The following is a 21,484-nucleotide window of genomic DNA, read 5'->3' on the forward strand; positions in this document are numbered from 1 at the left end:
AGGAACGGTCTGATGTCTGGCATCGCGCTGCGCAACGTCATCAAGCGCTACGGCAAGGGCAAGCAGGAACTGCAGGTCATCCACGGCGTCAACGCCGAGATCGGCCACGGCGAGTTCGTGGTGATCGTCGGCCCGTCGGGCTGCGGCAAGTCCACGCTGCTGCGCATGGTCGCCGGCCTGGAGGAAATCTCCGGTGGCGAGATCGCCATCGGCGACCGCGTGGTGAACGACCTCGAGCCGGCCGAGCGGGACATCGCCATGGTGTTCCAGAACTACGCGCTGTACCCGCACATGTCCGTCTACGACAACATGGCGTACGGCTTGAAGATCCGCAAGATGCCGGTCGACGAGATCCGCATGCGCGTCGACAAGGCCGCCAAGATCCTCGAGCTGGGCCACCTGCTGGAGCGCAAGCCGCGCCAGCTGTCGGGCGGCCAGCGCCAGCGCGTCGCCATGGGCCGCGCCATCGTGCGCCAGCCCAAGGTGTTCCTGTTCGACGAGCCGCTGTCCAACCTGGACGCCAAGTTGCGCGCGCAGACGCGCCTCGAGATCCAGAAGCTGCATCGCGAACTGGGCATCACCTCGCTGTTCGTCACGCACGACCAGGTCGAGGCGATGACGCTGGCGCAGCGCATGCTCGTGATGAACGCCGGCAACATGGAACAGTTCGGCACGCCCGAGGAGGTCTACCACCGCCCGGCGTCGACCTTCGTGGCCAGCTTCATCGGCTCGCCGCCGATGAACCTGCTGAAGAACGCGCCCGGCGGCCGCGCCAACGCCATCACCGGCATCCGGCCGGAGCACCTGGACGTGGTCGCCGACGGCGGCTGGCCGGTGAAGGTCGAAACGGTGGAACTGCTGGGCGCCGAGCGCCTGGTCTACGGCCGCCTCGGCGACGAACAGCTGATCGTCCGTATCGAGGAAGGCCAGCCCTCTCCCAACCCAGAGCAGGTGATCCAGGTGCGTCCGCGCGAGGACCGCCTGCACTGGTTCGACCTGCAGTCCGGCAAGCGGCTCTGATGGCCGACTGGGTTTATCCGCGCTGGATCGCCCATCGCGGCGCCGGCAAGCTCGCTCCCGAGAACACCCTGGCGGCCTTCCGCCTCGGCGCGGAGCACGGCTACCGCATGTTCGAGTGCGACGCCAAGCTGTCGGCCGACGGCGTGGTGTTCCTGATGCACGACGCGACGCTCGATCGCACCACCAATGGCACCGGCGTCGGCGGCGACCAGCCGTGGAGCGCCCTCGCGCAGCTGGATGCCGGCGGCTGGCATTCGCGCCGCTATGCGGGCGAGCCGCTGCCCACGCTGCAGGCGCTCGCGCGCTGGTGCATCGCCAACGGCCATTTCTTCAACATCGAGATCAAGCCGACGCCCGGCACCGAGCAGCGCACCGGCGAGGAAGTCGCGCGCCGCGCGGCCGAATGGTGGGCCGGCCACGTGCCCCCGCTGCTGACGTCGTTCCGCCCCGAAGCGCTGCTCGGCGCGATGACGACGGCGCCGCACCTGCCCCGCGGGCTGCTGGTGGACACCTTCTGGGACGGCTGGTTCGACTACGCACGCAAGCTGCAATGCGTGGCGGTGGTGGCCAACCAGAACCTGTGGGACGCCGCGAGCGTGAAGCAGGTGCACGACGCCGGCATGCGCTGCCTGAGCTACACGGTGAACGACGAGTGGTCCGCGCAGCGCCTGCTGCAGCTGGGCACCGACGGCATCATCACCGACCGCGTCGACCTGTTCCCGCCGGCCTGACCATGCCGCGCTGGCTGCACCTGGGGCTCGGGGCTTTCCACCGCGCGCACCAGGCGGCGGTGCTGCAGCGCTTGCGCGATGCGGGCGACCGCAGCTGGACGCTCGCCGCGGGCAACGTGCGGGGTGACGCCGAGACATCCGTTGCCCGGTTGCGAGCCCAAGTCGGCGCCTACACGCTGGAAACCATCTCCCCGCAAGGCGAGCACCGCTACGAGCGCATCGACGCGCTGCAGGAAGTGGTCCCGTGGGACGAGAACCTCCGGCGGCTCATCGAACTTGCCGCCGATCCGCAAACGACGATCATCTCCTTCACCGTGACGGAAGGCGGCTATGCGTTGCCGCAGGGCGAGGCCGCCGGCACGTGGCACGCTGCACTCGGCACGTTGCTTGGCGAACGCTTGCGGCGCAACGCCGGCCCGGTCACGCTGCTGTCCTGCGACAACCTGCGCCACAACGGCGACCGCAGCCGGCAAGCGCTGCTGCAGTTCCTCGATGGCCTGGGCGATGCGCCGCTGCGCGCGTGGGTGGAGGCGAACACCACCAGCCCGAACTGCATGGTCGATCGCATCACCCCCCGGCTCACCGCCGAGGTGGTGCAGCGCGTCCGCGCGGCGACCGGCATCGACGACCCCTGCGCCGTGATGGCCGAGAGCTACCTGCAATGGGTGATCGAGGACCGCTTCGCCGCGGGCCGGCCCGCGCTGGAGCGAGCCGGGGTGCAGATGACGGACGACGTCGCGCCCTACGAGGAAGCCAAGATCCGGCTGCTCAATGCGACGCACAGCGTGGTGGCGTGGGCCGGCACGCTGCGCGGCCATGCGTTCATCCATGAAGGCGTGCGCGATGCAGCCGTGGAAGGGCTGGCACGTGCCTGCACGAATGCGGTGATCCCGCTTCTCACGCCCAGCCCGCTGGACCTGGCCGCCTATCGCGATTCCGTGCTCGAACGCTTCGGCAATGCTGCGATCCGCGACACGAACCAGCGCGTGGCCTCGGGCAGCTTCGCCAAGGTCCCGGCCTTCATCGCCCCCACCGTGAACGAGTCACTGGCACGCGGCCGGGCACTCGCGCCGGTCGCGATGCTCGCCGCGCTGTTCCTGGCCTTCCTGCAGCGCTGGGACGCCGGACAGCTGCCCTACGAGCACGAGGACGCCGCGATGGATCCTGCGCTGGCCCGCGGCATCTGCCGGCACCCGGATGCGGCGGGCGCACTCGCGCGCGTCGGCAGCCTCTGGGGCGACGCGTCAACGGATCCGCGATGGGCATCGGCCGTGCGGGTGGCGCACGCACAGGTGCTCGCGCTGGTCGCCTAGCGCAGGTCGCCCGCCAGCGACGCCAGCGTCTCGGCGGGCACGGCCACGTGGGCCGGGTAGTTGCGGTGGTCGCAACCGAGCTTCACGCCAGCGCCCGCCTTGATCGCCTGCACGGCCGACGGCGCGAACTCGAAGCGCAGGAAGTGCACGGCCGACGTCTTCTCGTCGTTCTCGCGATCGAGGTCCTCGTCCGCGATCGCGTACACGCGCTGGTGGCCTTCGACCTCGACGAACATGCGGTCCTCGACGCCGATCAGGCGTGCAAGTTCGCGCTTGCGCTCGTTGATGTCGGGGTACTCGAGCAGCATCGTGGCCTTCCAGTTGCTGCCGTCCGGCACCAGGGGCGCGTACGCCTCGACCTCCTGCTCGATGCCTTCTTCCTCGAAGATCTTCTCGATGCGCAGCATCTCCTGCACCTGGTAGCGCAGCGTCAGCTCGCTCTCGAACTGCACGGTGAGGTGGTCGCCCAGGTGCACGGTGCGCAGGCGGCGGTGCGCGATGACTTCGGCCTGGTGCTGCTTGCGCCACCTGGCGTACGCCTCCAGCGTCATCAGGCTGTCGGCGGTGATGCGGCCGGTGAGCTGCATGGTCACAGCCCGTAGGCCTCGCGCACCAGCGTCAGCGGATGCGCCAGCCGCGGTTCGCCCAGGCCGTTCTCGCGGAAGCCCTGCGCGATGTGGTGGCCGCCCAGCGGGCAGTCGGAGCTGATGACATCCGGTCCGCCGCCTTGCGGGTGCTCGGCCATCCGCTTGAAGAGCGGCTTGCCGATCTTCATCGCCATCGCGTGGCCCGAGGTCTTCACGCCATACGTGCCCGCGTGGCCCGAGCAGCGCTCGTGCGTCGCCACGTGGTTGCCCGGCACGAGCTTGAGGATCTCCTCCGTGCGCTTGCCGATGTTCTGCACGCGGCCGTGGCAGGGCGTGTGGTAGCTCACCTTGCCGGCGGGCTGCTTGAACTCGGTCTTCAGCAGGCCGTCGCGGCGGCGGTCGCTGAGGTATTCGAACGGGTCCCACATCGCATCGCGCACCGCGTGCACATCGGCTTCCCCGGGGTACATCAGCGGCAGTTCCTGCTTGTACATCAGCGTGCAGCTGGGCACCGCCGACAGGATGGCGTAGCCCTCACGCGCGTACTTCGCGAGCACCGGGATGTTCACCCGCTTGAGCGCATCGACGCCGTCGAGGTCACCGAGCTCCAGCTTGGGCATGCCGCAGCATTTCTCCTTCGCGACCAGCACGTACGGAATCGCGTTGTGGTCGAGGATCTTCAGCAGGTCCTGGCCAATGCCCGGTTCGTTGTAATTGACGTAGCAGGTCGCGTAGATCGCGACCTTGCCCGGCGTGCGCTGGCCGTCGCGCACCTCGTGTTGCGCCGACTTCGGCGCGGCGCTGCGGAACTTGCGCGTCGCCAGGTCCGGTAGCCAGGCCGTGCGGTCCACGTGCAGCACCTTCTCCATCACGGCGCGCGCCGCCTGGGTGTGGTTCAGCGCATTGGCGGCCTGCACGACGATGGGTATGCCGGCGAAGCTGCCGTGCGTGTCGGTGGAGGCCAGGAAGCGTTCGCTGGCACCGACCTCGCCCTTGCGGAACTTGATCGCCTTGGCGCGCAGCATGGTGTGCGGGAAGTCCAGGTTCCACTCGTGCGGCGGCACGTAGGGGCACTTGGTCATGTAGCAGAGGTCGCACAGGTAGCACTGGTCGACCACCTTCCAGAAGTCGCGCTTGTTGACCCCGTCGATCTCGCCCGTCTTGCCTTCGTCGACCAGGTCGAACAGCGTCGGGAACGCGCCGCACAGGCTCACGCAGCGACGGCAGCCGTGGCAGATGTCGAAGATGCGCTCCAGCTCGGCGAGCGCCTTCGTCTCGTCATGGAAGTCCGGCGATTTCCAGTCGATCGGGTGGCGGGTGGGGGCTTCGAGGCTGCCTTCGCGCATGGGGGACCTGCCGCTCAATGAAGAAAGAACCGAACTCCCAAACGCAGAAGTCACGGATGAAGCGCAGAGGTCACAGAAGGAACCTTTTGGATGGTTTTCTTCTGCGTCCTCTGCGCTTCTTCTGCGTCCTCTGCGTTCGGGAGTCCTGCAGCCCGGCCGAAGTGCCGGGCGCATCACCAATCAGTCGACCAGTTCGTTCAGCGCCTTCTGGTAGCGATTGGCGTGCGAGCGCTCGGCCTTGGCCAGCGTCTCGAACCAGTCGGCGACTTCGTCGAAGCCTTCGTCGCGCGCGGTCTTGGCCATGCCCGGGTACATGTCGGTGTACTCGTGCGTCTCGCCGGCGACGGCGGCCTTGAGGTTGTCGCGCGTGGCGCCGATGGGCAGGCCGGTGGCGGGATCGCCGCACTGCTCCAGCCACTCCAGGTGCCCGTGCGCGTGGCCGGTCTCCCCTTCCGCGGTGGAGCGGAACAGCGCGGCGACGTCGTTGTAGCCCTCGACGTCCGCCTTGCTTGCGAAGTAGAGGTAGCGGCGGTTGGCCTGCGACTCGCCGGCGAACGCGGCCTTGAGGTTTTCCTCGGTCTTCGAACCCTTCAACGTAGCCATGCGGACCTCCTTGTGGTCTGGGGTGGATCGGATCACTGTAGCGGCTCACGCGCGCCCGGCGCAACCGGGTTCGCACCGTGCCGGAGGCCCAGCCGTGTCATTACGGTATAGTAAATTCGTTACGCATCGTTGAATCGGAGTTGTCCATGGCCGCCGTCCTGAGCGCCCCTTCCACCGCCGCAGCGGCGATCCCCGCGCCGCCGCCGATCCAGCAACTGCACCACTACGCGTACCGCGCGAAGGATGCCGAGGAAACGCGGCATTTCTACGAGGACATCCTCGGCCTGCCGCTGTACCACATCATCCAGAGCGACATCGTCCCGAGCACCGGCGAGTACTGTCCGTACACGCACTTCTTCTTTCGGCTGCAGGACGGCTCGTTCATCGCCTTCTTCGACCTCGGCGACGACGTCGCGGCCGAGCCGTCGCCGAACACGCCGCAGTGGGTCAACCACATCGCGTTCCGCGTCAACACCGTTGACGAGCTGCGCGCGATGAAGCAGCGGCTGGAAGCCAACGGTGTCGAGGTGCTGGGCGTCACCGACCACCACATCTTCCACAGCATCTACTTCTTCGATCCCAACGGCATCCGACTCGAGCTCTCGGCCCAGCTGGCGGACGAGTTCCAGATGCTGCAGGAGAGCAAGACCTGCCACCAGCGGCTCGACGAGTGGACCGCCCGCAAGGAACAGTGGCGCAAGGACCGGGCGGCCGGCAAGGCCAGCCAGCCGCTCAAGCCGCAGCAGAACGACCGGCCGGAACTGGTGAAGCGGTGACTGGCTACGCCGAGACCGCGTTCACCAACGGCTACGAGTTCACCCAGGGCTCGGGCTACCGGCTGCCCACCTATCCCTTCGTCGAGCCGCCGGAGCTGCGCGCCGAAGGCCGCACGGGCCACCATCCGGTGGTCATCGTCGGGGCCGGCCTCGCCGGCCTGACGCTTGCATGCGCCCTCGCCCGCCTGCACGTGCCCGCCGTGGTGGTCGACGAGGACGACACGGTCGGCGTCAAGGGCGCGTCGTCGCGCGGCATCTGCTACACGCAGAAGTCGCTGGAGATCTTCCACCGGCTGGGGGTCTACGACCGCATCGCGGCGAAGGGCATCCAGTGGCACGTCGGCCGCACGTTCGCCGGGCACGACGAGGTCTATTCCTTCGACCTGCGGCAGCAGCCGGGCTTCGACCTGTCCTCGCAGCCGCCCTTCATCAACATCCAGCAGTTCTACATCGAGGGCTTCCTGGTCGAGCGCATCCAGGAACTCGGCGGTGTCGAGCTGCGCTGGAAGAACCGCGTGCAGTCCTTCACCCAGGACGGCGAACGCGCGACGCTCACCATCGAGACGCCCGCCGGCGACTACCGGCTGACCGCCGACCACGTGATCGATGCCAGCGGCGCGCGCTCGCCGTTCCGCGAATGGGTGGGCGCCAGCGTGACGGCGAAGAAGGGCGACGACCGCTGGTGCATCGCCGACGTGCGCTTCGGCAAGCAGCCGCCGGTGGAGCGCCACACCTGGATCGAAGCGCCGTTCAACGAGAACCGCGCGGTGTGGCAGCACCTGATGGGCGACAACGTCTGGCGCATCGACTACCAGATGGCGCCGCATTCCGACCCGGAAGTGGTCAGCCGCGAGGACGTCGTGCGCGAGCGGCTGACGCGCCAGTTCGGCGCCGACTGCGAGCTCGAGATCGTCTGGGTCGGCCCGTACGCGTACCGCAGCGAATGCGTGGATGCGATGCGCCATGGCCGCCTCTTCTTCATGGGCGACTCGGCCAAGGTGGTCTGCCCCTTCGGCGCGCGCGGCGGCAACACGGGCGTCGCCGATGCGGACAACCTGGCCTGGAAGCTGGCCGCGGTGCTGCAAGGGCGCGCGCCCGCGTGCCTGCTGGACAGCTACCACGAGGAACGCCACGAGGCCGCGCGGCAGAACGTGCTGGTCACCAACCGCACCGCGCGCTTCCTGCGCCCGGCCGATGGCGCCGAGCGCGTGTTCCGCACGGCGGCGCTGACCTTGGCGCGCCAGTTCCCGTTCGCGCGCCAGCTGGTGAACACCGGCCGCATGGCCGTGGCCAACACGTACACCGCGTCCAGCGTCTGCGGCGGCACCGGCGGCACCTCGGTGCAGAACGTGCGGCTGCAGTGGCCCGACGGCAGCGCGGGCACGGTGAACGACCTGCTGGCGTGGGCCGGTGGCGACCTGCTGCTGCTGGTGTTCGGCGATCCGGGACCCACCGGCATCGCCCGCCTGCGCGCGCTGGCGGCCGAAGCGCCGCTGCGGGTCGTGCAGGTGGTGGCGCCGGGGCAGGCCGCCGCCGCCGTCGAGCACGTGCGGGACCCGCAAGGCCACGTGCAGGGCGCCTGCCACGTGTTCGGCCATGCCTGGGCGCTGCTGCGGCCCGATGCCTACGTGGCCGCCACCGGCGAAGCCATCGACGCCGGCGTCATCGACGCGATCTCCCGCGCCCTGGGCACCCACGGAGCCGACGCATGAAGACCACCCTCAACCTCCAGGACGCCGACGGCTTCTACGAGCAGTTGCTGGACGCGCACGAGGGCCTCAGCCGCGAGCAGAGCGAGCTGCTGAACGCCCGCCTCATCCTGCTGCTGGCCAACCAGGTCGGCGACGCCAAGGTCCTCGCCGAGTGCGTCCGCGCCGCCGCGCAGGTCCCGCCCGCCTCGGCGGGCGGGTCGGCTGCATAGAATCAGGCATCCCCCAGTCCCGCGGCACCCTCGGGTGCCGCTTTCGTTTCCAAGCCCGCCATGAGCGACACGCCTTCCCAACCCGGCCTGGACAGCCTGTCCAAGTCCTTCGAACCCGCCTCCATCGAGCAACAGTGGACGCGAGTCTGGGAGGAGCGCGGCTACGGGCGCGCGGGCCACCGCGGCACCGGCGCCCCCAAGGACGGCGAGCCGGCCTTCTCGATCCAGCTGCCGCCGCCCAACGTCACGGGCACGCTGCACATGGGGCACGCGTTCAACCAGACGATCATGGACAGCCTGACGCGCTACCACCGGATGCGCGGCTTCAACACGCTGTGGGTGCCCGGCACCGACCATGCGGGCATCGCCACGCAGATCGTCGTGGAGCGCCAGCTGCAGGACCAGGGCCAGTCGCGCCACGACCTGGGCCGCAAGAATTTCGTCGCCCGCGTGTGGGAGTGGAAGGAGAAGTCCGGCAACACCATCACCACGCAGATGCGCCGCATGGGCGACAGCGTGGACTGGACGCACGAGTACTTCACGATGGACGAGAACCTCTCGACCATCGTCACCGACACCTTCGTGCGGCTGTACGAGCAGGGGCTGATCTACCGCGGCAAGCGGCTGGTCAACTGGGACCCCGAGCTCAAGACCGCCGTGAGCGACCTCGAGGTGGAGAGTGAGGAGGAGGACGGCTTCCTCTGGCACATCCGCTACGAGCTGTCGGACGGTTCGGGCCACCTGACCGTGGCCACCACGCGCCCCGAGACGATGCTGGGCGACGTGGCGGTGATGGTGCATCCCGAAGACGAGCGCTACCAGCGCCTGGTCGGCAAGACCGTTCGCCTGCCACTGTGCGACCGGGAGATCCCGGTCATCGCCGACGAGTACGTCGACCGCGCCTTCGGCACGGGCGTGGTCAAGGTCACGCCGGCCCACGACGCCAACGACTACGCGGTGGGCCAGCGCCACCAGTTGCCCATCATCGGCGTGCTCACGCTCGATGCGAAGATCAATGACAACGCGCCCCCCGCCTACCGCGGCATGGACCGCTTCGCGGCGCGCAAGCAGGTGGTCGCCGACCTGGAGGCGCTCGGCCTGCTGGAGGAGACGAAGAAGCACAAGCTGATGGTCCCGCGCTGCGCCCGCACCGGCCAGGTGGTCGAGCCGATGCTGACGGACCAGTGGTATGTCGCGATGACCAAGGTCAGCGACAAGGACCCCACGGGCAAGTCGATCGCGCAGAAGGCGATCGACGCCGTGGCCACCGGCCAGGTGCGCTTCGTGCCGGAGAACTGGGTCAACACGTACAACCAGTGGATGGACAACATCCAGGACTGGTGCATCTCGCGCCAGCTCTGGTGGGGCCACCAGATCCCGGCCTGGTACGACGAACAGGGCGAGGTGTACGTCGCGCGCACCGAGGCCGATGCGCTGGCGCAGGCCCCCGGCAAGCAGCTGCGCCGCGACGAGGACGTGCTGGACACCTGGTACTCGTCGGCGCTGGTGCCGTTCTCCACGCTCGGCTGGCCGGCCAAGACCAAGGACCTGGAGCTGTACCTGCCCTCGACGGTGCTGGTGACCGGCTACGACATCATCTTCTTCTGGGTCGCCCGGATGATCATGATGACGACGCACTTCACCGGCCAGGTGCCGTTCCGCGACGTCTACATCCACGGCCTGGTGCGCGATTCGCACGGCAAGAAGATGAGCAAGTCCGAGGGCAACGTGCTCGACCCGGTGGACCTCATCGACGGCATCTCGCTCCCGCCGCTGCTGGACAAGCGCACCACCGGCCTGCGCAAGCCCGAGACGGCGCCGCAGGTGCGCAAGGCCACGGAGAAGGAATTCCCGGACGGCATCCCCGCGTACGGCGCCGACGCCCTGCGTTTCACCTTCGCGTCGCTCGCGTCGCTGGGCCGCAGCATCAACTTCGATTCCAAGCGCTGCGAGGGCTACCGCAACTTCTGCAACAAGCTCTGGAACGCGACGCGCTTCGTGCTGATGCACTGCGAAGGCCGCGATCTCGCCGAGGACGGCGCAACGCGCACGCAGGCCGACCGGTGGATCGTCTCGCGCCTGCAGCGCGTGGAAGCCGAAGTGGTGAAGGGCTTCGCCGAGTACCGCCTGGACAACGTCGCCAACGCGATCTACCAGTTCGTGTGGGACGAGTTCTGCGACTGGTACCTCGAGATCGCGAAGGTGCAGATCCAGGCCGGCGACGAGGCGCAGCAGCGCGGCACGCGTCGCACGCTGATCCGCGTGCTGGAAGCGATCCTGCGCCTGGCGCACCCGGTCATCCCCTTCATCACCGAGGAGCTGTGGCAGAAGGTCGCGCCGGTCGCGGGCAAGAGCGGCGAGTCGATCAGCGTCGCGCCGTATCCGGCGAGCCAGGCCGCCAACATCGACGAAGCGGCCGAAGCGCACGTCACGCACCTGAAGGCCGTGGTGGACGCGTGCCGCAACCTGCGTGGCGAGATGAACGTCTCGCCCGCCACGCGCCTGCCGCTGTACGCCGTCGGCGACGCCGCGTTCCTGCGCGAGGCGGCGCCGGTGCTGCAGGCACTCGCGCGCCTGTCCGAAGTGAAGGTGTTCGACGACGAGTCGGCGTGGGCCGCCGCCGCGCAGACGGCGCCGGTGGCGGTCGTGGGCGACGCGCGCCTGTGCCTGTTCATGGAGATCGACGTCGCCGCCGAGAAGGAGCGCCTGGGCAAGGAAGCCGCGCGCCTGGAAGGCGAGATCGCCAAGGCCAACGGCAAGCTGTCCAACCAGGCTTTCGTCGCCAAGGCCCCGGCCGCCGTGATCGACCAGGAGAAGAAGCGCATCGCCGACTTCAGCGCGACGCTGGCTCGCGTCAAAGAGCAGCTGGCGCGACTGGGCTGAGGAAAGCCGGACTCCCAAACGCAGAAGTCACGGAACAAGCGCAGAAGTCACGGAAGCCTCTAAGGAACTCTTTCTACGACTTCTTCGCTTCTTCCGCGTGCTCTGCGTTTGGGAGTTCTGATTTCCGGCTGTCGCACAATCGCGGCATGCAACGCCGCCACCTGCTCCTTGCCGCCGCTTCGACGGCCGCCCTTCCCGCCTTCGCGCAAGCCCGCCCGATCCGCCTGATCGTCCCGTATGCCGCCGGCGGTCCCATCGACGCCACGGCGCGGGTGCTGGCCGAGCGGGTGAAGGACAGCCTGGGGCCGGTGATCATCGACAACCGGCCGGGCGCGGGCGGCAACATCGGCGTGGACGCGGTCGCGAAGGCGGCACCCGATGGCCTGACCATCGGCATCGCGGCGGTCGCGACCCACGCGATCAACCCCTGGCTGTTCACGAAGATGCCGTTCGACGCGGCCAAGGACTTCGCGCCGATCACGCAGATGGTCCGTGTGCCCAACGTGCTGGTGATGAACGCCGAGACCGCGGCGCGGCTGAAGATCAACACGCTGGCCGACCTCATTCGCTACGCGAAGGCCAATCCGGCCCGCCTGAACTACGGCAGCGGCGGCAACGGCAGCGCCGGCCACCTTGCCGGCGAGATGTTCAAGCGCGACGCCGGCATCTTCGCCGTCCACATCCCGTACAACGGCGGCAACCCGGCGCAGCTGGCGCTGCTCTCCGGGCAGGTCGACTTCAACTTCGACAACCTCGCGACAGCCGCCCCGAACATCCGCTCCGGCAAGCTGAAGGCGCTGGCCGTGACGACCTTGCAACGCTCGCCCATGCTGGCCGACGTGCCGCCGGTCGCCGAGACCCTCAAGGGATTCGCGATCGACACCTGGTGGGGCCTGGTCGCGCCCGCCGGCACGCCGCGCGAGACCATCCAGAAGCTCAATGCAGCCTTCGTCGCCGCCCTGAACTCGCCGGAAGCGAGGACGCGCTTCGCCAACCTGCTGGCCGAGCCCGTGGCCACGTCGCCGGATGAGTTCGGCGCGTTCATGCGGGCCGAACTCGCCAAGTACGAGAAGGTCGTCAAGGCCTCGGGCGCCAAGGTCGACTGACGACCGCCGGCTCGGCGCCGGCGACGAGCGGCAGGGGGTTCTCCAGGCGTCCTACTTCCGCTGTGCGGTTTTTCCGACAGTGGCTCAACCATTCCCGGCCTACAGTGGCTCGACGGGAACACGAGGAGAGTCACCATGGGCGCAGCTGGTGGTGTGGCAGCAATCCGGGCAGGCCTGGCCGTCGCGGCCTGCGTGTGGGCGACGGCAGCCGGCGCTCAGGCGCTCGGCGCCCCTTCGCAGGGGTTCGACTGGCGCCCGCAAACCTCCAGCCTCGGGCTGAGTCCCGCCCGCGCCGAAATCGCCATCGGCTGCGGCTCCTCCCTCCTGCCTTGCCGCAACAGCTTCGAGGCCGCGCAAGCCACCACCCTGCAGGACCAGCTGCGCTGGACCATGGAGGTCGGCGTGCTGAACCTGGGCTCCACCGGCATGGCGCTGTCGCCCGGCCGCCAGGGCCTGAACGTGAGCCTGGTGGGGCGCCAGCCGCTGTCGTTGTTCGGCACCCGCTTCTCGCTGTACGGGAAGCTGGGCACCACCTACGGCCTCACCGACCCGTCGCTCGCGGCCACGCCGCTTGCGGGCACGGACGGTGGCCATGGGCTGTCGTTCGGCGCCGGCGTGAGCATGGCCTTCACGCCGCGCCTGTCCGCTTCGTTCGGCGTCGACAGCCACGAACTGCGCCTGGGCGGCGGCCCGCGCGACCCGGTGCGTGCGACCAGCCTCGGGCTGCAGTACCGCTACTGAGCCCGGGCGCGCTGCGGTTGGAAGTTCCAGCGGCGCGACAGCCCCGCGCACAAAGCTATTCGCCCAGGTAGGCCGCGCGCACCTTGGGGTCCTGCAGCATCTGCTGCGCCTGGCCTTGCATGGTGACGACGCCGGACTCCATCACGTAGGCGCGGTCGGCGATCTGCAGCGCGCGGCTGGCGTTCTGCTCCACCAGCAGCACGGTGACGCCCTGCCCGTGCACGTCGCGCACGACCTCGAACACCTTGTCGACCATGATCGGCGACAGGCCCATCGACGGTTCGTCCAGCAGCAGCAGCCGCGGCCGGCTCATGAGCGCGCGCCCGATCGCCAGCATCTGCTGCTCGCCGCCGGACATGGTGCCGGCGAGCTGGTTCCGGCGTTCCTTCAGCCGCGGGAAGATCGTGAAGACCTTGTCCAGGTCCGCCGCGATGTCGGCCGTGTCCCTGCGGATGTGCGCGCCCATCTGCAGGTTCTCGGTGATGGTCATGCGCGTGAACACGCCACGGCCTTCGGGCACCATCGCCAGGCCGTCCTTCACCAGGTCCCACGCGCCGCGGCCGCGGATGCTGCGGCCCCGGAACGTGATGTCGCCGTCGCGCAGCGGCAGCAGGCCGGTGATGGCCTTCATCGTGGTGGTCTTGCCGGCGCCGTTGGAGCCGATGAGCGACACCAGCTCGCCCTCGCGCACCTCGAAGTCCACGCCCTTGACGGCCTGGATGCCGCCGTAGGCGACCTGCAGGCCCTTCACCTGGAGCAGCGTGTCGGCCATCTCAGTGCGCTCCCGTGCCGAGGTAGGCCTCGATGACCTTCTCGTTTTTCTGCACTTCCGCCGGCGTGCCCTCGGCGATCTGCTTGCCGTAGTCCAGCACCGTCACGCGGTCGCACAGGCCCATCACGAGCTTCACGTCGTGCTCGATCAGCAGGATGGTGCGGTCGTCGTTGCGGATGCGGTCGATCAGCTCGCGCAACTGCGTCTTCTCCGTCGCGTTCATGCCGGCCGCCGGTTCGTCCAGCGCGATCAGCTGCGGGTCGGTGGCCATCGCACGTGCGATCTCCAGCCGGCGCTGGTCGCCGTACGACAGCGTGCGCGCGCGGTAGTCGGCATAGCGGCCGATGCCGACGTACTCGAGCAGTTCCTGCGCGCGCCTGGCGATCGCGGCTTCCTCGTCGCGGAAATGGCGAGTGCGGAACATGGCGCCGAACAGGCCCGAGCTGGTGCGGATGTGGCGCCCGACCATGACGTTCTCCAGCGCGGTCATGTCGGGGAACAGCCGGATGTTCTGGAACGTGCGCGCGATGCCGGCCCTGGCCACCTCGTGCACCGCCGACGGCTTGTACGGCTTGCCGGCCAGCTCGAAGCTGCCGCTGTCGGGCGCGTACAGGCCCGTGATCACGTTGAAGAACGTCGTCTTGCCCGCGCCGTTGGGGCCGATCAGGCCGTAGACCTGGCCGCGGTGGATCGTCACACCGACGTCCGACAGCGCCTGCAGCCCGCCGAAGCGCTTGGAGATGCCCGCCACCTGCAGGACCACGTCACCCATCGCAGCGTCCCTCACTTGGCGCCGGACGGCAGCGACTTGCCGTGCTCGGGGGTGGGCCACAGGCCGCGCGGCCGCAGCAGCATGATGATGATCATCGCCAGCGCGATCAGCAGCTGGCGCAGGATCGACGCGTCCAGGCGCCCGTCGGTGAGGCGCTGCAGGTCCCACACCCCGGCCACCCAGCGCAGCACCTCGGGCATCGCCGCCAGCAGCACCGCGCCCAGGATCACGCCCGGCAGGTGGCCCAGGCCGCCGAGCACCACCATCGCGACGATCATCACGGACTCCATCAGGCTGAAGGATTCCGGCGAGACGAAGGTCTGGAACGCCGCGAACATGACGCCCGACACGCCGCCGAAAGTGGCCCCCATGCCGAACGCCAGCAGCTTCATGTTGCGCGTGTTGATGCCCATCGCCTTGGCCGCGATCTCGTCCTCGCGGATCGCCATCCAGGCGCGGCCGATGCGCGACAGCTCGAGACGGTGGCAGATGATCACGCTGAGGACGACCAGCGCCAGGAACAGGTAGTAGTACAGCGTCACCGACGACAGCGTGTAGCCGCCGATCTCGAGCCGCTTGCCCAGGTTGATGCCGGGGATGCCGAACCAGTCGAAGCGGAACAGCGTCACCGGCTCGATCTGGTCGAGGCCGCGCGGGCCGTTGGTGATGTTGATCGGCGCTTCCAGGTTGTTCATGAACACCCGGATGATTTCGCCGAAGCCCAGCGTGACGATGGCCAGGTAGTCGCCGCGCAGCTTGAGCGTCGGCGCGCCGAGCAGCACGCCGAAGATGCCCGCGACCGCGGCCCCGAGCGGGATCACCAGCCAGACGGACGTGTGCAGGCCGTGCGGGAACAGCGCCGCGAACCAGGGGAAGTGCTCCGACAGGTGCGGCGACGCCATCAGCCCGTACATGTAGGCACCGATGGCGAAGAACGCGACGTAGCCCAGGTCCAGCAGCCCCGCGTAGCCGACCACGATGTTCAGGCCCAGCGCGAGCAGCACGTACAGCAGCGCGGTGTCCGCGATGCGCACCCAGAAGTTGCCGGCGGACTGCAGCACCAGCGGCAGGATCAGGAGCCCGAAGGTGCTGAAGGCGATGACCAGGAAGCGGTCGCGGCGGGAGGCGTCGGTGGAAGCCATGGCGCGCTCCTGTCCTCAGGCCCGGTCGGCGACGCGCTCGCCCAGCAGGCCCGAGGGCCGCAGCGTCAGCATCACGATCAGCACGACGAAGGCGAAGATGTCGGCGTAGTTGCTGCCCAGCACGCCGCCGGTGAGGTCGCCGATGTAGCCGGAGCCGATCGCCTCGATCAGCCCCAGCAGGATGCCGCCGACGACGGCGCCGGCCAGGTTGCCGATGCCGCCGAACACCGCGGCGGTGAAGGCCTTCAGCCCGGGCAGCACCCCCATGGTGTGGTGCGCGCTGCCGTAGTTGGACGCGTACATCACGCCGGCGATGGTCGCGAGGATGGCGCCGATGACGAACGTGGCGCTGATGACCGTGTCGGGCCGCACGCCCATCAGCGCCGCGACGCGCGGGCTTTCGGCGGTGGCGCGCATCGCCCGGCCCAGCCGCGTGTAGTTGACCAGGTACATCAGCGACACCAGCGACACCGCGGTGACCACCAGCACCATGATCTGCGTCGGCGTGATCACCGCCGATTCACCGATGGCGATGGCGTCGGTGGGCAGCAGCGCCGGGTACGGCTTGTAGTTGGGCTTGAAGACGATCATCGCCAGCGTCTGCAGCAGCAGCGAGACGCCGATGGCGGTGATCAGCGGCGCGAGCTTGGGGCTGTTGCGCAGCGGCCGGTAGGCGAGCTTCTCGATCGTGTAGTTGAGCGCCGACGTCACCACGCAGGCCACCAGCGTCACGAACAGCAAAAGCACCCACCCAGGCAGGCCCGGCGCGTGCTCCTGCATCCAGCCGATGAGGGCCCAGCTCACGAGCGCGCCCACCATCAGCACCTCGCCGTGCGCGAAGTTGATCAGGTTGATGATGCCGTACACCATCGTGTAGCCGAGGGCCACGAGCGCATACATGCTGCCCAGGACCAGCCCGTTGATGATCTGCTGCAGCAGGACGTCCATGTTCGATGTCGTGTGGTGGCCCGGGGGCCCATTAGCAAAAAACCCGCCATGCACGCAGGACGGGTTTCTCAGCCGTTCAAATTGTAGCGATGGGTGCAGGCAGTCTCCCCGCCGCGCGCCGCAGCCGTCCCCCGTGGAAACACGAATAGGAGGCGGGCCTCACTCCTCCGTGCCGCCGGCCTGCGTATTGCGCTGGCGCAGCTCGCGCAGCTTGTCGGCGATGCGCAGTTCCAGGCCGCGCTCGACGGGCTGGTAGAAGCCGGGCGGCGCCATGCCGTCGGGCAGGTAGGTCTCGCCCGCCGCGAAGCCGCCCTCCTCGTCGTGCGCGTAGCGGTAGCCCTTGCCGTAGTCGAGGTCCTTCATCAGCTTCGTGGGCGCGTTGCGCAGGTGCATGGGCACGGGGCGCGTGCCGTCCTGCTTCACGAACGCGCGGGCCGCGTTGTAGGCCTTGTAGACCGCGTTCGACTTGGGCGCGATCGCGAGGTACACGATGCACTCGGCCAGCGCGAGTTCGCCCTCGGGCGTCCCGAGGCGCTCGTACACCTCGGCCGCGTCGAGGGCCAGCCGCAGCGCACGCGGGTCCGCCAGCCCGATGTCCTCGGCCGCCATGCGGATCATGCGGCGCGCCATGTAGCGCGGGTCGGCACCGCCGTCGAGCATGCGCACGAGCCAGTACAGCGCCGCATCCGGGTCGGAGCCGCGCACCGACTTGTGCAGCGCGCTGATCGTGTCGTAGAACTGCTCGCCGCCCTTGTCGTAGCGGCGCATGCGCTCGCCCAGCACCTTCAGCAGCCAGGCGTCGGTGACTTCGCCGAGCTGCTCGCTCGCCGCCGCGACGGCGAGCGTCTCCAGCGTGTTCAGCAACCGGCGCGCATCCCCGTCCGCGTACGCGACGAGGCGATCGCGCGCCGCGTCTTCCAGCGGCGGCACGGCGCCGATCGCCTGCGCCTTGCCGATGATGGTGGCCAGGTCCTGTTCCGACAGCGGCTGCAACACGTACACCGCGGCGCGCGACAGCAGCGCGGAATTGACTTCGAACGAGGGGTTCTCGGTGGTCGCGCCGATGAACGTGAACAGCCCCGATTCCACGTGCGGCAGGAACGCGTCCTGCTGGCTCTTGTTGAAGCGGTGGACTTCGTCGACGAAGACGATGGTGCGGCGCTGCTCGAGGCCGTCGCGCGCCTTCTCCGCCAGGTCGACGGCCTCGCGGATGTCCTTCACGCCCCCGAGCACTGCGCTGATGGTGATGAACTGCGCGTCGAACGCGTCGGCCATCAGCCGCGCGATGGTGGTCTTGCCCGTGCCCGGCGGTCCCCAGAGGATGCAGCTGTGCGGCTGCCCCGACTCGAACGCGATCCGCAGCGGCATGCCCTCCCCCAGCAATTGCTGCTGCCCGACGACTTCCCCCAGCGACTGCGGGCGCAGCCGTTCGGCGAGCGGGGCATGGGGCGGGGTGGCAGGCTTGCGGGGCACGCGCCGAGTCTACGGTGCGGCGCTGGCGCGCCGCTGGAACCTCAACGCAGAGGTCGCAGAGTGCAGAGAGAGAGAACGCAGAGAAGACACAAGGCAAGTGTTCTGGATTCCTCCGCGACCTCTCTCTCCTCTGTGTCCTCTGCGTTGAGAACGCCAGCGGCGCGGAGGCGCCGCGACCACTACTGCCGAACGACGTCCGCCCCCTGGGGCGCCTTGAAGTCGAAGGTGCCTGCGGGCACCGGCACGTTCAGCTGCAGCTTGTCGAACTTCAGCACCGACAGCTGGCCGAAGCCGTCCAGGATCTCCAGCGTCGACAGGTCGTTGCCCTTGAAGCCGACCTTGACGTTGTTCAACTGGCCTTCCTTGTTCTTCGGCGTCGCGACCACCCACTGCAGGCCGTCGCGGTCGGGGGCGTTCTCCAGGTTGAAGTCCTTGCGCAGGCTGGCCAGGTCGGGCGCGGCCGCGATGATGGCGGCGGGCGTGGAGCCGAGCACCTGCGCCTGCTTGCGCGCGGTGACCTGGTTGAGGTCGATGTCGTGCATCCACAGCGTCTGGCCATCGGCGACCAGCGTCTGCGCGAACGGCTTGCGGTACTCGAAGCGGAAGCGGTTCGGCCGCGAGAACTCGAAGGTGCCGCTGGACGTGCGCGTGCGCGCGGCCTGGCCCTCGCGCGCGGGGGCGGTGACGACCTGGGTGAAGTCGGCGCGCCCGGACTTGGCCGTCTTGACGAAATGCTCCAGGGCGTCGAGGCCGGCGGCCTGGGCGGCGGCGGACGCGAACGCGACCGCAGCGAAGGCGATGAGCTGCTTCATGGCTGTTGGGTCCGGCGGCGCCGGCGAAGTTCGCAACCGCGCGTTACTCGGCGCGGGTGGGGACCAGGATCTCGCGCTGCCCCTGGCCGTTCATGGCGCTGACCAAGCCGGCCTTCTCCATGTCCTCCACGAGGCGCGCCGCCCGGTTGTACCCGATCTTCAGGTGCCGCTGGACCAGCGAAATGCTCGCCTTGCGGTTCTTCAGCACCACCTCCACGGCCTGGTCGTACATCGGGTCCTTCTCGCCGCCCGCGTCGCCCAGCAGGTCGCCGCCGGCGCCGTCGTCATCGACCACGCCGCCTTCGAGCACGCCCTCGATGTAGTTGGGTTCGCCGCCCTGCTCCTTCAGGTACGCGACCACGCGGTGCACTTCCTCGTCGCTGACGAAGGCGCCGTGCACGCGGATCGGCAGGCCGGTGCCGCTGGCCATGTACAGCTGGTCGCCCATCCCGAGCAGCGCTTCCGCGCCCATCTGGTCGAGGATGGTGCGGCTGTCGATCTTGCTGGAGACCTGGAATGCGATGCGGGTCGGGATATTGGCCTTGATCAGGCCCGTGATCACGTCGACCGAAGGCCGTTGCGTCGCGAGGATCAGGTGGATGCCGGCCGCGCGCGCCTTCTGCGCCAGGCGCGCGATCAGCTCCTCGATCTTCTTGCCCACCACCATCATCAGGTCGGCCAGCTCGTCGATGACGACCACGATGTACGGCAGGCGGTCGAGCGGCTCGGGCTCCTCCGGCGTCAGGCTGAAGGGGTTGTAGAGGAACTCGCCCTTGGCCTTGGCGTCGTCGATCTTGGCGTTGTAGCCGGCCAGGTTGCGCACACCCAGCTTGCTCATCAGCTTGTAGCGGCGTTCCATCTCGCCGACGCACCAGTTCAGGCCGTGCGCGGCCTGCCTCATGTCGGTGACCACCGGCGCCAGCAGGTGCGGGATGCCCTCGTAGACCGACATCTCCAGCATCTTGGGGTCGATCATCAGCAGGCGCACGTCGCGCGCCTCGGACTTGTAGAGCAGCGACAGGATCATCGCGTTGATGCCCACCGACTTGCCCGAACCGGTGGTGCCGGCGACCAGCACGTGCGGCATCTTGGCGAGGTCGGCCACGACCGGGTTGCCGACGATGTCCTTGCCCAGGCCCAGCGTGAGCATCGACTTGGCTTCGTTGTAGACCTGCGAGCCGAGGATCTCGGACAGCCGGATCGACTGCCGCTTGGCGTTGGGCAGTTCCAGCGCCATGTAGTTCTTGCCCGGGATCGTCTCGATCACGCGGATGGACACCAGCGACAGCGAGCGCGCCAGGTCCTTGGCCAGGTTGACGATCTGCGAGCCCTTCACGCCCGTGGCCGGCTCGATCTCGTAGCGCGTGATCACCGGGCCGGGCTGCGCGAGCACCACCCGCACCTCGACGCCGAAGTCCTTCAGCTTCTTCTCGATCAGCCGCGACGTCATCTCCAGCGTCTCGGGGCTGACCGTCTCCTGCCGCTGCTGCGCGCCATCGAGCAGGTCGACCTGCGGCAGCTTGCTGTCCGGCAGTTCGGTGAACAGCGGCTTCTGGCGCTCCTTCACGACCCGCTCGCTCTTGGGCACGTCGATGATGGTCGGCTCGATGAGCACCGGGGTCGGGTGGTGTTCCTCGATCTCGACGCGTTCGACCTCCACCGTCTCCTCGCGCTCGCGCGCCGCCTGCTGCCCCAGCGCGACGTCCTGCGCGATCTCGCGCTTCTCGCGCCGGCGGCGCACCAGGTCTTCCAGCGCGGCGCCGATGCGTTCGGCCGCGTGGCCCCAGGAGAAGCGGAACACGATGGCCATGCTGGCGACCACGAGCGCGACGGCCACCAGGCCCGAGCCCGTGAACCCGAGCCACTTCACGGCCGCCGGGCCCGTGATGAACCCCAGCGCGCCCCCCGCGTGATCGGGCAGCCGCGACTCGAAGCGGTACAGGCGCGACCACTCCAGCGCCGTGCTCGCGCACAGCAGCGCGGCCAGCGCGACCCAGAAGGCGACGCGGCTGCGCGTCCAGCCGCGGGCGGCCGGGTCCGCACCCCGCATCCAGCGTGCCAGCGCCGTCAGCCAGGCGCGCACGCCGGCGGCGAAGCACCACCAGGCCGAGAACCCGAGCAGGAAGTAGCTGCCGTCCGCGAGCCAGGCGCCCAGGCGGCCGCCCCAGTTGCGCGGCGGCAGGCCGCTGCCGGAGGTGGAGAACGCGGCGTCCTGCGCCGAGTACGACGCGATCGCGAGCAGCCAGAACAGGAGCGCCGCGGCGCCGGCGATGAGGGCGATTTCCTGCGCGAAGCGCAGTGCCGCGGGCCGCGGCGTGGACGCCGACCCCGGCGCCCCGTGCGTGAGGGTGTTCAGCGAATAGGTCATCCGCTGCCAAGGATACCCGCCGCCCCAGCGGTGGACCACGGTGTCACGGCGCGGTGTTGGTAAAGCGACGCGCTACGCGGGCGAAGGTGCGCTCACGGGCGTGGGGAGCGCTGCGCGCGGCTCAACGCAGAGGACGCAGAAGTAGCGCAGAAGTCGCAGAAGGAGCAAAA

At 68.9% G+C, this 21,484-nt stretch carries 19 protein-coding genes; 9 read left to right on the forward strand and 10 right to left on the reverse strand.

Annotated features, from left to right (window positions below; translation table 11 throughout):
* Positions 1-12 precede the first annotated feature (12 nt).
* From ugpC to I8E28_RS17740, 3 genes are read left to right on the forward strand one after another with little or no spacing between them, the layout of a single operon-like run.
* Positions 13-1,020, forward strand: coding sequence for a sn-glycerol-3-phosphate ABC transporter ATP-binding protein UgpC (gene ugpC / locus I8E28_RS17730; protein WP_200789537.1), 1,008 nt, complete (start codon positions 13-15; stop codon positions 1,018-1,020).
* Positions 1,020-1,751, forward strand: coding sequence for a glycerophosphodiester phosphodiesterase (gene ugpQ, locus I8E28_RS17735; RefSeq protein ID WP_200789538.1), 732 nt, complete (start codon positions 1,020-1,022; stop codon positions 1,749-1,751). The genes ugpC and ugpQ overlap by 1 nt, the downstream gene beginning before the upstream one ends.
* A 2-nt stretch (positions 1,752-1,753) precedes the next feature.
* On the forward strand, positions 1,754-3,064 hold the full coding sequence (locus tag I8E28_RS17740) for a mannitol dehydrogenase family protein (protein ID WP_200789539.1): 1,311 nt from the start codon (positions 1,754-1,756) through the stop codon (positions 3,062-3,064).
* Here the strand turns inward: I8E28_RS17740 and I8E28_RS17745 are convergent.
* The 3 genes from I8E28_RS17745 to I8E28_RS17755 all read right to left on the reverse strand — a co-directional run bounded on the left by I8E28_RS17745 (position 3,061) and on the right by I8E28_RS17755 (position 5,600).
* Positions 3,061-3,651, reverse strand: coding sequence for a DUF3501 family protein (locus I8E28_RS17745; protein ID WP_200789540.1), 591 nt, complete (start codon positions 3,649-3,651; stop codon positions 3,061-3,063). The genes I8E28_RS17740 and I8E28_RS17745 overlap by 4 nt on opposite strands.
* A gap of 2 nt (positions 3,652-3,653) precedes the next feature.
* Entirely contained in the window at positions 3,654-4,997 is a 1,344-nt protein-coding gene (locus I8E28_RS17750) for a (Fe-S)-binding protein (RefSeq protein ID WP_200789541.1), read from the reverse strand.
* A gap of 180 nt (positions 4,998-5,177) precedes the next feature.
* On the reverse strand, positions 5,178-5,600 hold the full coding sequence (locus I8E28_RS17755; protein WP_200789542.1) for a rubrerythrin family protein: 423 nt from the start codon (positions 5,598-5,600) through the stop codon (positions 5,178-5,180).
* Between the two features lie 146 nt (positions 5,601-5,746).
* On the opposite strand from I8E28_RS17755, the gene I8E28_RS17760 reads away from it, so the two are divergent.
* The 6 genes from I8E28_RS17760 to I8E28_RS17785 all read left to right on the forward strand — a co-directional run bounded on the left by I8E28_RS17760 (position 5,747) and on the right by I8E28_RS17785 (position 13,027).
* Positions 5,747-6,376: a VOC family protein gene (locus I8E28_RS17760; protein ID WP_200789543.1), complete on the forward strand. Its 630-nt coding sequence runs from the start codon at positions 5,747-5,749 to the stop codon at positions 6,374-6,376.
* Positions 6,373-8,088 carry an FAD-dependent monooxygenase gene (locus tag I8E28_RS17765; protein ID WP_200789544.1) on the forward strand — a complete coding sequence of 572 codons (1,716 nt, stop codon included), beginning with the start codon at positions 6,373-6,375 and terminating at the stop codon, positions 8,086-8,088. Before I8E28_RS17760 ends, I8E28_RS17765 begins: the two co-directional genes overlap by 4 nt.
* On the forward strand, positions 8,085-8,297 hold the full coding sequence (locus tag I8E28_RS17770; RefSeq protein ID WP_200789545.1) for a DUF2783 domain-containing protein: 213 nt from the start codon (positions 8,085-8,087) through the stop codon (positions 8,295-8,297). Before I8E28_RS17765 ends, I8E28_RS17770 begins: the two co-directional genes overlap by 4 nt.
* 60 nt (positions 8,298-8,357) lie before the next feature.
* Positions 8,358-11,180, forward strand: a complete 2,823-nt coding sequence (locus tag I8E28_RS17775; RefSeq protein ID WP_200789546.1) for a valine--tRNA ligase — start codon at positions 8,358-8,360, stop codon at positions 11,178-11,180.
* Positions 11,181-11,326: 146 nt separating this feature from the next.
* On the forward strand, positions 11,327-12,286 hold the full coding sequence (locus I8E28_RS17780) for a Bug family tripartite tricarboxylate transporter substrate binding protein (protein ID WP_200789547.1): 960 nt from the start codon (positions 11,327-11,329) through the stop codon (positions 12,284-12,286).
* Between the two features lie 135 nt (positions 12,287-12,421).
* Positions 12,422-13,027 (forward strand): hypothetical protein, encoded by a 606-nt coding sequence (locus tag I8E28_RS17785; RefSeq protein WP_200789548.1) that lies wholly within the window; start codon positions 12,422-12,424, stop codon positions 13,025-13,027.
* A 55-nt stretch (positions 13,028-13,082) separates the two neighbouring features.
* Here the strand turns inward: I8E28_RS17785 and I8E28_RS17790 are convergent, their stop codons facing one another.
* From I8E28_RS17790 to I8E28_RS17820, 7 genes are all read right to left on the reverse strand, one after another.
* On the reverse strand, positions 13,083-13,799 hold the full coding sequence (locus I8E28_RS17790; protein WP_200789549.1) for an ABC transporter ATP-binding protein: 717 nt from the start codon (positions 13,797-13,799) through the stop codon (positions 13,083-13,085).
* Between the two features lies 1 nt (position 13,800).
* Complete coding sequence (locus I8E28_RS17795; protein WP_200789550.1) at positions 13,801-14,571, reverse strand: ABC transporter ATP-binding protein; 771 nt, start codon at positions 14,569-14,571, stop codon at positions 13,801-13,803.
* An 11-nt stretch (positions 14,572-14,582) separates the two neighbouring features.
* Complete coding sequence (locus tag I8E28_RS17800) at positions 14,583-15,713, reverse strand: branched-chain amino acid ABC transporter permease (RefSeq protein ID WP_200789551.1); 1,131 nt, start codon at positions 15,711-15,713, stop codon at positions 14,583-14,585.
* 15 nt (positions 15,714-15,728) lie between these two features.
* A complete protein-coding gene (locus tag I8E28_RS17805) occupies positions 15,729-16,661 on the reverse strand; it encodes a branched-chain amino acid ABC transporter permease (RefSeq protein WP_200789552.1) in 933 nt (310 codons plus the stop codon).
* A gap of 159 nt (positions 16,662-16,820) precedes the next feature.
* Positions 16,821-18,134 carry an AAA family ATPase gene (locus I8E28_RS17810; RefSeq protein ID WP_200789553.1) on the reverse strand — a complete coding sequence of 438 codons (1,314 nt, stop codon included), beginning with the start codon at positions 18,132-18,134 and terminating at the stop codon, positions 16,821-16,823.
* A gap of 179 nt (positions 18,135-18,313) precedes the next feature.
* Entirely contained in the window at positions 18,314-18,946 is a 633-nt protein-coding gene (lolA, locus tag I8E28_RS17815) for an outer membrane lipoprotein periplasmic chaperone LolA (protein ID WP_200789554.1), read from the reverse strand.
* A 43-nt stretch (positions 18,947-18,989) separates the two neighbouring features.
* Positions 18,990-21,314: a DNA translocase FtsK gene (locus I8E28_RS17820; RefSeq protein ID WP_200789555.1), complete on the reverse strand. Its 2,325-nt coding sequence runs from the start codon at positions 21,312-21,314 to the stop codon at positions 18,990-18,992.
* Between the last annotated feature and the right edge of the window lie 170 nt (positions 21,315-21,484).

It is taken from the genome of Ramlibacter algicola (assembly GCF_016641735.1).
In the GTDB taxonomy this organism is placed as follows: domain Bacteria; phylum Pseudomonadota; class Gammaproteobacteria; order Burkholderiales; family Burkholderiaceae_C; genus Ramlibacter; species Ramlibacter algicola.

What these genes read in the sequence shown, in the direction of transcription:
- I8E28_RS17770 (WP_200789545.1), top strand. Translation starts at nt 8,085, where the DNA reads ATGAAGACCACCCTCAACCTCCAGGACGCCGACGGCTTCTACGAGCAG.
- I8E28_RS17805 (WP_200789552.1), bottom strand. Translation starts at nt 16,661, where the DNA reads ATGGACGTCCTGCTGCAGCAGATCATCAACGGGCTGGTCCTGGGCAGC.
- I8E28_RS17820 (WP_200789555.1), bottom strand. Translation starts at nt 21,314, where the DNA reads ATGACCTATTCGCTGAACACCCTCACGCACGGGGCGCCGGGGTCGGCG.
- I8E28_RS17740 (WP_200789539.1), top strand. Translation starts at nt 1,754, where the DNA reads ATGCCGCGCTGGCTGCACCTGGGGCTCGGGGCTTTCCACCGCGCGCAC.
- I8E28_RS17750 (WP_200789541.1), bottom strand. Translation starts at nt 4,997, where the DNA reads ATGCGCGAAGGCAGCCTCGAAGCCCCCACCCGCCACCCGATCGACTGG.
- I8E28_RS17745 (WP_200789540.1), bottom strand. Translation starts at nt 3,651, where the DNA reads ATGCAGCTCACCGGCCGCATCACCGCCGACAGCCTGATGACGCTGGAG.
- I8E28_RS17790 (WP_200789549.1), bottom strand. Translation starts at nt 13,799, where the DNA reads ATGGCCGACACGCTGCTCCAGGTGAAGGGCCTGCAGGTCGCCTACGGC.
- I8E28_RS17785 (WP_200789548.1), top strand. Translation starts at nt 12,422, where the DNA reads ATGGGCGCAGCTGGTGGTGTGGCAGCAATCCGGGCAGGCCTGGCCGTC.
- I8E28_RS17800 (WP_200789551.1), bottom strand. Translation starts at nt 15,713, where the DNA reads ATGGCTTCCACCGACGCCTCCCGCCGCGACCGCTTCCTGGTCATCGCC.
- I8E28_RS17760 (WP_200789543.1), top strand. Translation starts at nt 5,747, where the DNA reads ATGGCCGCCGTCCTGAGCGCCCCTTCCACCGCCGCAGCGGCGATCCCC.
- ugpC (WP_200789537.1), top strand. Translation starts at nt 13, where the DNA reads ATGTCTGGCATCGCGCTGCGCAACGTCATCAAGCGCTACGGCAAGGGC.
- I8E28_RS17795 (WP_200789550.1), bottom strand. Translation starts at nt 14,571, where the DNA reads ATGGGTGACGTGGTCCTGCAGGTGGCGGGCATCTCCAAGCGCTTCGGC.
- I8E28_RS17755 (WP_200789542.1), bottom strand. Translation starts at nt 5,600, where the DNA reads ATGGCTACGTTGAAGGGTTCGAAGACCGAGGAAAACCTCAAGGCCGCG.
- lolA (WP_200789554.1), bottom strand. Translation starts at nt 18,946, where the DNA reads ATGAAGCAGCTCATCGCCTTCGCTGCGGTCGCGTTCGCGTCCGCCGCC.
- I8E28_RS17775 (WP_200789546.1), top strand. Translation starts at nt 8,358, where the DNA reads ATGAGCGACACGCCTTCCCAACCCGGCCTGGACAGCCTGTCCAAGTCC.
- ugpQ (WP_200789538.1), top strand. Translation starts at nt 1,020, where the DNA reads ATGGCCGACTGGGTTTATCCGCGCTGGATCGCCCATCGCGGCGCCGGC.
- I8E28_RS17780 (WP_200789547.1), top strand. Translation starts at nt 11,327, where the DNA reads ATGCAACGCCGCCACCTGCTCCTTGCCGCCGCTTCGACGGCCGCCCTT.